This window comes from Micromonospora globbae (genome assembly GCF_036184225.1).
Classification (GTDB): Bacteria; Actinomycetota; Actinomycetes; order Mycobacteriales; family Micromonosporaceae; genus Micromonospora; species Micromonospora globbae.
The window spans coordinates 4,829,577-4,841,918 of record NZ_CP108084.1 but is presented as its reverse complement, the minus strand read 5'-3'; the positions used below and the strand labels follow the sequence as shown (position 1 = coordinate 4,841,918).

General features: G+C 69.1%; 13 protein-coding genes and 1 pseudogene. 6 read left to right on the top strand and 8 right to left on the bottom strand.

Annotation, left to right across the window (positions count from 1 at the left end):
• Nucleotides 1–272 precede the first annotated feature (272 nt).
• Nucleotides 273–959: an SDR family NAD(P)-dependent oxidoreductase gene (locus tag OG994_RS21805; protein WP_328850809.1), complete on the top strand. Its 687-nt coding sequence runs from the start codon at nt 273–275 to the stop codon at nt 957–959.
• A gap of 134 nt (nt 960–1,093) precedes the next feature.
• On the opposite strand, the gene OG994_RS21800 is transcribed toward OG994_RS21805, so the two are convergent.
• The 3 genes from OG994_RS21800 to OG994_RS21790 form a co-directional block, all read right to left on the bottom strand.
• A complete protein-coding gene (locus tag OG994_RS21800) occupies nt 1,094–2,647 on the bottom strand; it encodes a PQQ-dependent sugar dehydrogenase (protein ID WP_328850808.1) in 1,554 nt (517 codons plus the stop codon).
• A gap of 365 nt (nt 2,648–3,012) precedes the next feature.
• Nucleotides 3,013–4,176, bottom strand: coding sequence for an MFS transporter (locus OG994_RS21795; protein WP_328850807.1), 1,164 nt, complete (start codon nt 4,174–4,176; stop codon nt 3,013–3,015).
• Between the two features lie 61 nt (nt 4,177–4,237).
• Entirely contained in the window at nt 4,238–4,696 is a 459-nt protein-coding gene (locus tag OG994_RS21790; RefSeq protein WP_328850806.1) for an RrF2 family transcriptional regulator, read from the bottom strand.
• Nucleotides 4,697–4,708: 12 nt separating this feature from the next.
• Here OG994_RS21790 and OG994_RS31610 point away from each other — a divergent pair, with 12 nt between their 5' ends.
• The gene (locus OG994_RS31610) at nt 4,709–5,023 is read left to right on the top strand and encodes a DUF2218 domain-containing protein (protein WP_407942542.1); all 315 of its coding nucleotides are present in this window, start codon (nt 4,709–4,711) and stop codon (nt 5,021–5,023) included.
• A 481-nt stretch (nt 5,024–5,504) separates the two neighbouring features.
• Here the strand turns inward: OG994_RS31610 and OG994_RS21785 are convergent, their stop codons facing one another.
• The 5 genes from OG994_RS21785 to OG994_RS21765 form a co-directional block, all read right to left on the bottom strand.
• On the bottom strand, nt 5,505–5,945 hold the full coding sequence (locus tag OG994_RS21785) for a PIN-like domain-containing protein (protein ID WP_328850805.1): 441 nt from the start codon (nt 5,943–5,945) through the stop codon (nt 5,505–5,507).
• Nucleotides 5,942–6,613 carry a DUF433 domain-containing protein gene (locus tag OG994_RS21780; protein ID WP_328850804.1) on the bottom strand — a complete coding sequence of 224 codons (672 nt, stop codon included), beginning with the start codon at nt 6,611–6,613 and terminating at the stop codon, nt 5,942–5,944. Before OG994_RS21780 ends, OG994_RS21785 begins: the two co-directional genes overlap by 4 nt.
• 64 nt (nt 6,614–6,677) lie before the next feature.
• The gene (locus OG994_RS21775; protein ID WP_328850803.1) at nt 6,678–7,268 is read right to left on the bottom strand and encodes a DEAD/DEAH box helicase; all 591 of its coding nucleotides are present in this window, start codon (nt 7,266–7,268) and stop codon (nt 6,678–6,680) included.
• A 32-nt stretch (nt 7,269–7,300) separates the two neighbouring features.
• On the bottom strand, nt 7,301–7,522 hold the full coding sequence (locus OG994_RS21770) for a DEAD/DEAH box helicase family protein (protein WP_328850802.1): 222 nt from the start codon (nt 7,520–7,522) through the stop codon (nt 7,301–7,303).
• A 53-nt stretch (nt 7,523–7,575) separates the two neighbouring features.
• Entirely contained in the window at nt 7,576–10,053 is a 2,478-nt protein-coding gene (locus tag OG994_RS21765; RefSeq protein ID WP_328850801.1) for an ATP-dependent Clp protease ATP-binding subunit, read from the bottom strand.
• Between the two features lie 843 nt (nt 10,054–10,896).
• On the opposite strand from OG994_RS21765, the gene OG994_RS21760 reads away from it, so the two are divergent.
• The 4 genes and pseudogenes from OG994_RS21760 (at nt 10,897) to OG994_RS21755 (ending at nt 12,045) form a co-directional block, all read left to right on the top strand.
• A complete protein-coding gene (locus OG994_RS21760) occupies nt 10,897–11,283 on the top strand; it encodes a VOC family protein (RefSeq protein WP_328850800.1) in 387 nt (128 codons plus the stop codon).
• Nucleotides 11,284–11,399: 116 nt separating this feature from the next.
• Nucleotides 11,400–11,594, top strand: coding sequence for a transposase (locus tag OG994_RS31605; RefSeq protein WP_363663039.1), 195 nt, complete (start codon nt 11,400–11,402; stop codon nt 11,592–11,594).
• Nucleotides 11,543–11,818, top strand: a pseudogene (locus OG994_RS31600) (transposase); the annotation flags it as partial. The gene OG994_RS31605 and the pseudogene OG994_RS31600, both read left to right, overlap by 52 nt.
• A gap of 98 nt (nt 11,819–11,916) precedes the next feature.
• Nucleotides 11,917–12,045, top strand: coding sequence for a hypothetical protein (locus OG994_RS21755; RefSeq protein WP_328850799.1), 129 nt, complete (start codon nt 11,917–11,919; stop codon nt 12,043–12,045).
• Nucleotides 12,046–12,342 lie beyond the last annotated feature (297 nt).

Sequence of the window (12,342 nt, the reverse complement as noted above, 5' to 3'; positions counted from 1 at the left end):
CGCCACGGCGGCAGGCGTGGACCGGAAGGGGTACGGCACCACGTGCCGCCGCCCGCAGACCCGCTCCCCTCCCGCCCCGCGAGCCCGGCGACACCGGCCCTTGGCCGTTCGTTCACCCACACGTCGACCCGCGGACGCCGGTTCGACGAAGGTGAGGCACGTCTCTCGAAAACCGGCCGGACGGCGTCCCGCGCGACCGCAGCGCCGCTCCTCGCCGCGCTACTGTCAGTAGCTGCTGATCAAGGTATGACCGGTGAGAGGAACAGGGCCGCATGAGCACGTCCATCGTCGTCGGAGGAAGTAGCGGGCTGGGGCGGGTGATCGCCCAGCATTTCGCGGACCGCGGTGACACGGTCGTCGTCACCAGCCGGGACAAGGCGCGCGCCGAGGTCGTGGCCGCCGAGATCGGTGGCGCCACCCGAGGTCTTGGCGTCGACCTCTCCCAGCCGGACACCATCGCCTCCGCGTTCGGCGACGTCACGGAGGTCGACCACCTGGTCATCACCGCCACCAGCCAGGTACCGAACAGTCTGGGCGAGTTCGATCTCGACGCGGCGGTCACCGCGCTGACCATCAAGCTGGTCGGCTACGCCGAGACGGTACGGGTCCTGCGCGACCGCTTCCGCCCGGGCGCCTCGGTGGTGCTCTTCGGCGGGGTGGCGAAGGACCGTCCCTACCCCGGATCCACCATGGTCACGACTCACAACGCGGGTCTCACCGGCCTGGTGAAGACCCTGGCCGTCGAGATCGCCCCGCACCGGGTCAACGTCGTGCACCCCGGCATCGTGGGCGACAGCCCGAAGTGGCGTGACGTGTCCGACCACCCGCACCTCGCCCGCACCCCGATCGGCCGGCTGGTGACGATGGCGGAGGTCGTCGACGCGACCGACTTCCTCCTGCGCAACAGCGGTGTCAACGCGCAGGAGTTGTTCATCGAGGGCGGGTTCCTGGCCCGCTGACCCCACCGCCGGGCGCCGGACCGCGACGGCGCCGCGGTCCGGCCCAGGGGACGGGCACCCGGCGACCCGCTAGGTGTCGGGCGGGCGGGTGACCCGCCCGCCCGACACGCGGACCGGCGGGTCACCCCGTCGGGTCAGCGCCGGTAGACCGTGTAGACCGTGCCGTTCGTGAGCGACAGGACGGACAGGTTGCCGTCGGGGTCGGTCTCGATGTCCGTGACGGTGCCGAAGTCCCGGCCGATCAGCAGGCTCTCGCTCTCCGTGATCTCGTGCTTGGCGAGGTTGTCCGCCACCCGGTCCGCCAGCCGCGGATCATCCACGGCGATCTTCCGACCGTTGCCGGTCAGGTTGAAGCGGAAGAGGTAGCCCCCTTCGAGAGCGCCCGTCGCGGCACCCATGAACAGGTCGCCCTCGAACTGCGGCCCGAGCTTCCGGCTGTCGAGGAAGCCCATCCCGCCGGGCGCGACCTCCCACTTCCAGCTGAACTCGGGATCGCTGTAGTGCGCCCCGGGGAGCATGTGGAGCCGGCGGAGCGCCTCGATCGGGCTGTCCGCGATGTTGGCGGGCGGCCAGCGCAGCTGCTGGAGATTCTGCCCGCCGAACGTCGTCTCGATCTCCTTGAACTGGCCGACCCGCCGCACCGGCCCCGCGATCTGGATCCAGCCGCCGTTCATGCCCGGTTCGAGCCGGTTGATCTCGCTGAAGCTGTCGTCGCCGTTCTCCTGCATCCACACGTAGCCGGTGTCGGGATCGACGGCCATGCCGAAGCCGTTGCGGTGGCCGTACGAGAAGATCTTCTGAACGGTGGCGCCGACCTCGCCGCCCATGGCCCTACCGGCGCGGAAGAAGGGGTTGTCGCGCGGCGTGCCGCCGTCGTCGTCGAGGCGCAGCACGACGCCGCTGAGGTGGGTGCTGTCGGGCTGCGGGCCGCCGAACTGGTCGTCGGGCACGGTCGGCCCCGGGCAGACGGCGGTGGGGCCGCAGGTCAGGTTCTGCAGGTGTCCGCGGCGGCCGAGGTCGCCGGTGAAGACGTACAGCTTCCTGTCCCGGCCGAAGGCGATCACCCCGCCGTTGTGGTTGCCGCGTGCGGGCTGGCCGGCGTCCTCCTGCGGGGCGCGGATGCGGATCAGGTTGCGGTCGAACGTGAGCGTGCTTCCGTTCCACTCGAACCGGTCGACCCGGTTGCCGAGCAGCGGAGTCTCGCCGATGGCCGTGGTGTCCGCGCCGGTCGTGCTCTCCGTCCAGTACAGGTAGACGCCGGGATCCGCCGGGAAGCGCGGGTGCAGGGCGATCCCGAGCAGACCCCGCTCGGAGGCGGAGTTGACGGCGAGGTCCAGCGCCGTGCCGGCGACGGTCCCGTCGACGACACGTTGGACCCGACCGGTCGTCTTCTCGATCACGAGCATGTCGTCGTCGCCGATGTGTGCCAGGCCGGTAGGGCTGACCAGCCCGGTGGCGGCCGTCCGGACCGCCAGCCTCCGGTCGAGCATCGTCGGGCCGTCCTCCTCGGCGCTGGCCGGGGTGGCGACCGTCAGGGGCAGTCCGGATGCGACCAGGGCCAGCACGGCGATGCCCGCCCGCGCCCGGCGGCGGGCACGCCTCGGTGCCGGGTCGGCCCCGGGTGATCCGCTCGGTACCACCGGGTTGCCGCGGCGTGGGACGACGGTGCGGGAATGTCCTTCGTTCATGCCAAGCTTCCTCCTTGCCGGGTGGCGACGTGTTTCGCGGGCGGCCGGTCGCGAGCCCGACTGCCGCCGCACGGCGGGTTCGGTGACCCTCCTTCGTCCAACTCCGGCCGAGGCCCGGTGCGTTACGGCCGGCAGAACCCGCCGGTGGCGACCGGTCTCACGAGCACCGGGCACCGGCAGGGCCCAAGACCGGCGACACCCACCGACACGCGGTCGGGGAGGGCGTCGACCTCAGGTCCCACTGGAATGCACGCGCTCCGTCTACATCCGGTTCACTCTCCGTCGTGGAATGTTCGTCGACGGAGGACGCCCCGCCGATGAACGGGAGCCGTCGTCGAGCTGTTGGTGTGATGTCGTCGCAGCTGTCACAGGACAACCTCCGCTCGCCGGGGCCTGAGCGACAGCACGAGGTTCCACATCAGGGCCGCCACGGCACCGGCGGCCGCGACCAGGCACATGTACGTGCTACCCGCCGTAAGGAGTGTTGCGCCCAGCGCGTTACCCGCGGCGATCCCGGCGTACAAGGCTGAGGCGTTGGTGCCGATGGTCACCGGTCCGTTCGTCGGCGCGGCGGCAAGTAGCCGATGCTGCTGGGGTGGGGTCTGCATCCAGCTCGCGGCACCCCAGACCGCGGCTGCGGCGACCACGGCGATCGCGGATGGACGAGCGGCCAGGGCGGCGAAGGACAGGGCCATCAGTACGTACGCGATTGCCAGGGTGCGGTTCGACCCGAGCTTGTCGGTCAGATTCCCGCTGGCCAACGATCCAGCGACCGCGCCGATGCCATAGGCCGTCAGGACTCCGACGAGCCATCCGCTGTTCCCGGTCGGCAGCAACCTGGCGACATAGGCGTACGGGACGTAAGCAGCTGCCATTCCCAGGGTGGTGAGGCCGAGAATGGCCACGATTCGCGGCTGCATCAGGGGTGCAAGGCGTTCGGCAACGCGCTGGCGTGCGCCGGCGGGCGGGTTCGGCGCCGTCCTGTGGATCAGCAGTCCCGCAGTAATGCCCAGCACTGCGACCCCGAGGAGGGCGGCCCGCCAGCTTGCAACGCTGGCCAGGGCACTGCCCACCGGGACGCCGACGGCGGTTGCGATCGTCAGGCCCGCGATTACCAAGGCCAACGCGCGGCCGCGGTGTTGCTCGCCAGCGACACGTGCGGCGAGAACGCCTGCGGCGGGCGTCACGATCGAGGCGGCCAGGGCCGCCAGCACCCGCCCGCCGAGAAACAGCGTGAACCCAGTGCTCACGGCGCACGCGATGTTCGCCACGGAAAGGACCGCCAAGGCAACAGTGATAACCAGACGCGGTCGGATCGTGCTGGTCAGCGCCGCGAGTACCGGCGCGGCGAGCGCGTACGCCACAGCGAAGACGGTCACGGACAGCCCTGCGGTGGCGATCGACACCCCCATGTCGTCCGCCAGCCTCGGCAGGAAGCCTGCGACAACCCAGGCGTCGGTTCCAACCGAGATCGTCGCGGCGAGAAGGGGCAGCAGTCGAGGCCACCACCGCAACACAATAATCGACATGCGATGTCCATAATTCTTCGATGATCGTGCGAGCGCGGGGCTCGCTGAGCCAACGGTGAGGTCAGGTCAGGGCAGCGATGGTGCGAGCGCGGACGCCCGGCCCGGTCTGGTCGGCGAGGTCGGCGATGCTCTGTGCCGCCAGGGCGGCGCGATAGGTCAGCTCAGCACGGTTCATGGCGTGCGCGATGGCGCACTGACCGGAGCGGGGGCCGAGTGTGCCGGATCGACCAGCTAGCCGAATCTCCTCGCAGTGGAAGGCCGGTTCGCGCCCTTCCACTGCTGCCACGACGTCCATGAGGGAGATCGATGCGCCGGAGCGCGCCAGCGTGAAACCGCCGGACTGGCCGCGAACCGCTTCCGCTAGCCCGTCGGCCACCAGTGCCCGCAGGGTCTTCTGCAGGTAGGCCGGCGGCAGGTCGAAGAACTCGGCGAGTTGCGCCGAGGTGACGGGGCGTCCATCCAGCCAGTGCATGACCAGACAGCAGTGGAGCGCCGCTTCGACCCCCTTGCCCATTCTCATAGTGGACACCGTATGTCCACTAAATGGGGGAGTCAATCGGGAGTGCCACGTCAACGGCTGATCCTGGTTGTGGAGGTGCTCAGTGGTTGGCACCGGTCGGGTCGAGGCTCATCAACACCAGGTAGAGCGGAAAGGCATCAGATGCTCTACTCGACCACACGCGTCGTCACCCACCGCCCTCACCGCTACATCAAGCAACTGGTCTCCCACATGGGGCGCAAGGTGCCCACCGCACTCGACGAGGACCGCGGCACGGGTTGCCTGAACCTGTGGTCTGTAACGTCGCGCGGCCATCGGGTCCTTCGGGTCGATGATCACCGAGGCTAAGCATGGACAGGCCGCGAGGAGGCGTCGGATGATGGAGCCCAAGATCATCGGATGAGCGGGGCGGAGGCTCTCCAGCAGGTGCCATCCCGGGTCAACCAGTTGCACCGCCCGCCAACCCGGGCCACGGGTCCCGGTCGTCGACGCGATCCGTGTGGTCGACGCTCGCCCGCATCGGGCCGATCAACCCAGGTCAACGCGGGCCAGTCCCTGCCACCCCGGGTCGACGCGCAGGTCGCTAGACTGGGCGCTCGCGCCCTCGTAGCTCAGGGGATAGAGCAACGGTTTCCTAACCCGACGCTCTATCTGTTTCCACAGGCAAATCACCAGCGGGTTCCTATTTGTTTTACAGTATTAGTGTGTCGCACGCAGGCGTTGCTGTGCTCGCTTGCTGAAGATCAGCAGCGCCGGACCTAAGTCCTGCTCAGGCGGCGCTTTGGGCAACGCCATTTGCTAACTGGGATCTAGCGAATTTCACGCCCAGTTAGATCAGCGGGATCTGCCTCATCGTGGTTCGGGTAGCTGCGTAGATGAAGGGCGGCGGCTCGGCGAGGCAGCGCTCGATATCGCGCCAGCGACTCATCATGACCTCCAACTGGCCGAAGACGCTGCCCGCGTCGGCGGCTGTGAGGGCGACCATCTTGGCCCGGTGCTCTCGTACGGCGGCGATCTCTAGTCGGTGCTCCTGGATGTGGCGATCTCGGGTGACGATCAGCCAGCCGCGGCCAGCGACCTGAGGGATCCATTCCGAGTCCTTCACCGCGGGCGAGGCGATCGGGCACGGCGGGCGTTGGCGCTTGTGGATGACCGTGCCGGGGTCGCCCGGAAAGGTGACGTCGGAGCGGAGACCGGCGAGGACACGAGCGAGCCCGAGAAGGTCGGCATCGATGTAGAACCGGACCTCGGCAGGCTTGATCCTGCTCACGCCGCGCGCTGAGAGTTCTCGTACGCCAACGCCCACCGCACGTCGGGCACGTCGAGCTGGTACGTCTCGGCGATCTCCTCGACGTCCAGCCCTGCCTCGTCCTGCTCCCAGAGCACCTCGGTGCTGATCCCCTTGATCGACGGCCGACCGAATCGGACATCCGGCAGGATCCGCACCGGCGACTGGGGATTGGAGTCCGGTCGCCAGCCGGCGGCGACGTCGCCGTCCCAGGTGACCCGCTCGACGAACGCCGCCGACGGAGGAGTGAGCAGCAACTGATTCCCGACCGCAGCCACCAGGCAGTATTCGGGGTCGAGACCGGCGTCGGCCTGGGCTTGCAGCACGAGTTTCTTGCCGGCGACGTAGGGTCGGCGGTCGGCGAGCGGGTAGGGCACCCCGAACCGCTCGCGGAGCAGGTCGATGAACGCCCGCAACTCGACCATCGGCACCCGGTGGGTACGGCGGTACTCCCGCAACAGCCCCGCCTCGACGAACTCGGCCCACGTCACCGAGCGGGCACCGCGCGGCTCCGTGCGCAGCACGGGTTTGTGTCTGCGCCCCTTACGCTCGTCGCCCTCCAGCCAGTAGTGCAGCGTCGACTGCGCCACCCGCAGAAGCCGGGCAGCCTCCGCCTCCGAGAAGACCTCACGCTCCAGGACGCTCACCACCCTGCCAGTCTCCCACGCGTCGACTTTCCGGGGGTCATGGCAGACGCCCGGGAGTGCGGTGCGTTCATATCCGGGTGAAGCCGAGTGTTCGGTATCCGGGCATGCGGCGTTGGAGTGAGGCGGCGAGGATGGGGGTGGTCGGGTCGTGGTAGTCGTGGACCTCGGCGAGGTCCATGCCGGGTGCGGCGCGGATGACGCGGCCGGCGCATTGGACGAGTGGGCCGTCGTAGGAGATCGGGCCGGCGAGGAAGAGGGTGTCGAGGGCGGGGGCATCGAAGCCTTCACCGATGAACGGTGTGGTGCCGATGACGAGCAGTCCGTCGCCGGCTTTGGCACCGTCGAGCCGGTCAACGATGATCCGGCGTTCGCTGGTGCTCATCGCGCCTTGAAGCACGAGCGGCTGGTGTTCGCGTGCGGCGAGCAGAGCGGTGAGAGCTTCGACCTGGGCGACCCGCCGGGTCAGGACGAGACAGTTGCGTCCACGGTTCAGGGCCGCGACGACGTCGTCGGCGATCCGGGTGTTGCGGGGCTCGTCGTGGGCCAGTCGCCGGTGCACCTCGGCGAGCGCGCCGGCCTCGTCCAGGTCGATGTCGCCGGGCTGGAATGTGGTCTCGTGGATGAACAGCGCTCGTCGGGGTCCGGCGTCGGTGTGCATCGCTGCTGCCAGGGTGCCTTGTTTCTCGTCGGTCAGGGTATGGCGGACGGGTCCGAGTTGCCAGGTGACGAGTTGGCCGAGGCCGTCGCGTCGGGTGGGGTGGCGGTGAGGCCGAGCCAGAACTGCGCGGCGATCCGTTTGACCGAGTGCTCGTACGAGGCGGCGTCGAGGTCATGGCATTCGTCGACGATGACGTGCCCGTACCCCTGGGCCAGGGTGGCGACATGCCCCTCCCAGTCAACGACCGGTGACATCTGGGGCACACCCTTCCCAGGTCCACTCCCGAACCGGCTCCTGAGGGTGGGCGTCACGCGCCGGCCGGCACGGCGGCGGGCCGAACCGAGAGGTCGAGTTCGCCGCCGACGACGTTGACCTCGATGGTGTCGCCCGGATTCGCCCCGTCCTCGAGCAGCAGGGTGGACAGCCGGTCTTCCAGCTCGCGCTGGATGCTGCGCCGCAGTGGCCGCGCCCCGTACTCGGGCTGGTAGCCCCGATTGGCCAGCCACTGCACGGCGTCCGGACTGACCTCAAGGTTGATGTCCTGTGCGTGCAACCGGCGGCGGGTACGGTCAAGCAACAGGCCGGTGATCTCGCGGAGTTGCTCCCGGTCCAGGCCGGTGAAGATGATGATCTCATCGATCCGGTTGAGGAACTCCGGCCGGAACCGCTGCCCCAGCAGCCCCATCAGTTCCTCGCGCAGGTCGCTGACCGGACGCCCTGCCGTCTGGGCGGCCAGAATGCGGTCCGCGCCGATGTTGCTCGTCATGATCAGGATGGTGTTGCTGAAGTCGACCGTGCGACCCTGCGAGTCGGTGAGGCGACCGTCGTCGAGCACCTGCAGCAGCGTGTTGAACACATCCGCGTGCGCCTTCTCCACCTCGTCGAAGAGCAGCACCGAGTACGGCCGGCGCCGGACCGCCTCGGTGAGCTGGCCGGCCTCCTCGTACCCTACGTAGCCCGGGGGCGCCCCGACCAGCCGGCTGACCGTGTGCCGCTCCTGGAACTCGCTCATGTCGAAGCGGATCATGCTGGACTCGTCGCCGAAGAGCGCCGCGGCGAGGGCCCGGGCCAGTTCGGTCTTGCCGACACCGGTGGGTCCGAGGAAGAGGAACGACCCGTCGGGTCGCTGGGGGTCACTCAGCCCGGAACGCGACCGGCGTACGGCGGCCGCCACGGCCCGTACGGCCTCGTGCTGGCCGACCACGCGCTCGTGCAGTTGCTCCTCGATGCGCCGCAGCCTCTGCTTCTCCACCTCCGTGAGCTGGGTGACGGGAACACCGGTACGGCGGCTGACCACCTCGGCGATGTCGCTCATGTGCACCTCGGGCACCGGTGGCGTGCCCTCCTGCGCCGCCGCCAGGTCCCGCTCGGCCGCACTGATCTCGGCTTTCAGCGCACCCGCGCGCTGGTAGTCCTCGTTCGCCACCGCGCTGTCCTTCTCCCGGCGCAACTGGGACAGCCGCTTCTCGATCTCCTTCTTGTCCGGAGCCGGGGTGCGGGAACGCAGCCGGACCCGCGCCCCCGCCTGGTCGAGCAGGTCGATCGCCTTGTCCGGCAGGAACCGGTCGGTGATGTAGCGGTGGGACAACTCGGCCGCGGCGTCCAGGGCTTCGTCCGTGTAGCGCACCTGATGGTGCGCCTCGTACCGGTCGCGTACGCCCTTGAGGATCGCGACGGTGTCCTCCACGCTCGGCTCCGACACCAGGATCGGCTGGAACCGGCGCTCCAGCGCCGCGTCCTTCTCGATGTAGCGACGGTACTCGTTCAGCGTCGTCGCGCCGACCACGTGCAGTTCGCCGCGGGCCAGGGCGGGCTTGAGCATGTTGCTGGCATCCATCGCCCCCTCGCCGCCGCCGCCCGCGCCGACAACGGCGTGCAGTTCGTCGATGAAGAGGATCAACCCGTCCTCGGCGGACGTCACCTCCTGGATCACGTTCTTCAGTCGCTCTTCGAACTCACCGCGGTACTTGGCGCCCGCCACCATCCCCGACAGGTCGAGGGCAACCACCCGCCGGTTGGCCAGGGTTTCGGGCACGTCGTCGTTGACGATGCGCTGCGCGATGCCCTCGACGATCGCCGTCTTGCCGACGCCCGGCTCGCCGGTGAGCACCGGATTGTTCTTCGTACGCCGAGAGAGCACCTCGATCGTGTCGTCGATCTCGTCGTCACGCCCGACGACCGGATCGAGCCGCCCCGCCCGGGCGTCCTCGGTGAGGTCCCGCCCGTACTGGTCCAAGGTGGGGGTGGTGCTAAGGCCGCGCCCGTCGGCGCCGCCCGCCGGCCGAGCGGGGCCGGTGACGGCCCCGCCGAGCGCGCGCAACGCCTGGCCCGCGGTCGTCTCCGGGTTCGCGGCGATGCCGAGCAGGATGTGTTCGGGGCCGATGTACGTCGCGCCGGACCGTCGCGACTCGCGGTGCGCGTCGAGTAGGGCGCGCTTCGCCGCTGGCGCGAGCGGAGGCGTGTCCTCGCGTGGCCTGCCTCTGGGGACGGCCGCCTCGATCTGGCGGGCCAGGCCGTCGGGGTCGGCGCCGCTCGCGTCGAGGATCCGGCGGGTGGGGTCGGACTGGGCGGCGGCCCACAGCAGGTGCTCGACGTTGAGGTACGGGCTGCCCCACGCCGCAGCCTGCTCGGCTGCCCGTTGCAGCAGTTGCCGCGATTCGGTGGAGAGCAGCCGGGACAGGTCCACGCGCTCCACCGGACGTCCCGCGAACGGGTCTCCACCGAAGAACCGACTGATCAGGTCGTCCAAGGAGCCGCCGGGGATGCGGAACGCGTCGAGCGACATCTCATACCTTCCTGTCGGTGGGTGGGTCCTCGGGCACAGGCCCACCTGAACGCTACGCACCTTTCGCCCGTCAAGGCGGCTTTTGTGGGTTTGTGGGGAGGTCAGGGTTTGTACTCGCTGCGGCCGCGGGGAAGCCACTGCGGGTGGTTGTCGCGGAGGTCGCAGCGGAGGTCCCAGGCGCGGGGGCCCGTCGGCGGCTGCGGCCTGCCCACCATCGGATCCGCGACCAGTCCCGAACTCCAGGAACTCCAAGGAACCTCGCCCCAGCCGCGCGCCATCGGAGCCCGGCCAAGGTCAAGGACCGCGCCTTGATCGGCAGACCGGGAGGCGCGGGACTCCCGGTACCCCCGGACCCTGCGGCCTACCCCCACGAGCGCTGCGTTGTTACCGGTGGACTTGACCCACCACCCGGCAGGCGTCCGAATAGGCCATCGGCGAGCGACCGAATTTCGCTCGGTGTTCCGACAGCACCACGCAATCCGCCGTCTTGCGCCCCCAGACATCTCCGCCGAACTCGGGCGTCGAAGACGTGATCGAAGGCAGCGGTGTACGTGCGGTCGCGGTCGCGGATGAGGAACGCTCCCCGCAGCACACCGGGCGGCACCCCGCCCCACCGCCGCTGTAACCGGCGTCCGGCCGTCGTGAGACGCCGTAGTCCGGGTGTTGGACTGGGTCAGCGCACCCAGGACACGGCTTGCTGCACGGCGCCGGCACGTAGCTAAGAGCGTGTTTGAGAAGGTTCGATGTGGCTCACTGTCGTTGACCCTAGCCTGCAGCTCTGGAAACCGAGCGGTGGATCTAGGGTGTGCATCGCGGAGGTTCATCGATCGGCTTGAAGGTGCCATGGCCCTGCAGATGAAGTTGAACGCGGTCACACTCGATTGCCCTGATCCGCTTGCTTTGGCGGCGTTCTATCAGCAGGCCACCGGCCTCGAACCCCATCCGAAGTCAGACGCGGAGTTTGCTGGCCTCAACTGTCAGGACGGGATGTTCATCGGCTTCCAACGAGTCGAGGACTACCGGGCACCGCACTGGCCAGATCAAACTTTTCCCCAGCAGATCCACCTCGACTTCGCGGTCGAGGACCTGGACGAGGCTGAGGCCAGGCTGCTGGAATTGGGCGCGGGCAAGCCGGCTAACCAGCCGGGAGAGGGTAGGTGGAGGGTCTTCACCGATCCGGCCGGCCATCCGTTCTGCCTGGTCAGGGCCAAAGCGAGCGAACTGCCCTGAGAGCGATCTTTGGTCTGATGTGCATGGCATGGCGTCGTGACATCCGTTGGTCTGCTTGGCAGTGTGGCGCGGATGTCTGCTCGTCCTGATTACCCCTCGGACCTGACCGACGCCCAGTGGCGCTGATCGAGCCGCTGCTGCCGGAGCCGAGCACCGATGGCCGGCGGGAAAAGCATCCGCGGCGGGAGATCGTGAACGCGATTCATTATGTCGTGCGGTCGGGTTGTCCGTGGCGGTACTTGCCCGCTGACCTGCCACCGTGGCAGACCGTGTACTGGTACTTCACACCCGGTGGGAGGACGCTGGCCTAACCGAGAAGCTCCTGACCGCGCTGAGGGTCAAGGCGCGGGTGCAGCAGGGTCGTGAACCGGAGCCGTCGGCGGAGATCATCGACTCGCAGAGCGTGAAGGGCGCTGGCACCGTCGGGCGGGACAGCCGAGGCTACGACGCGGGCAAGAAGGTGAACGGACGGAAGCGGTTGATCGTCACTGACACCCTGGGCATGTTGGTCACCGTGACCGTCCTCGCCGCGTCTCGTGGCAGGATCGCGACGGCGCCAAGCGGGCGCTGCTCGGCGCATACCTGGCCACCCCGATCCGGCACGTCTTCGCCGATCAAGGCTTCACCGGACGCTTGGTCGATTGGACCCGAGACAGCCTGCGTACCACCCTGGAGATCGTCCGCAAGCCGACCGAGCAGCGCGGCTTCGCCGTGCACCCCCGCCGGTGGGTGGTGGAACGCTCCCTAGTGCGGTTCCACTAACGTTCGCCGGGTGTCCGGTGGGTGTTGTGGATCCTCACCGTTGGGGTGAGCGACTCCCCACCGTCGGGTGGTGGGGCGGGCCTGCGCGGGCCAACTGATCCTCGCGCCGCCCGGGGTGGGCGGCGGGGGTCACGTCGTGACTGGCCGGCGCCGGGTAGGTGCAGGCCGGCTCGACGGTGCGTGACCACCCCTGGCAGCACGACGCTGGCTGGCGGGGTGATGGGTCCGCGGCCGGTAAAGGGGTGGCGATGGTGGCGGCCGCGACGAGGTCGCGGTGCCCGGTGAAGGTGCAGTGGG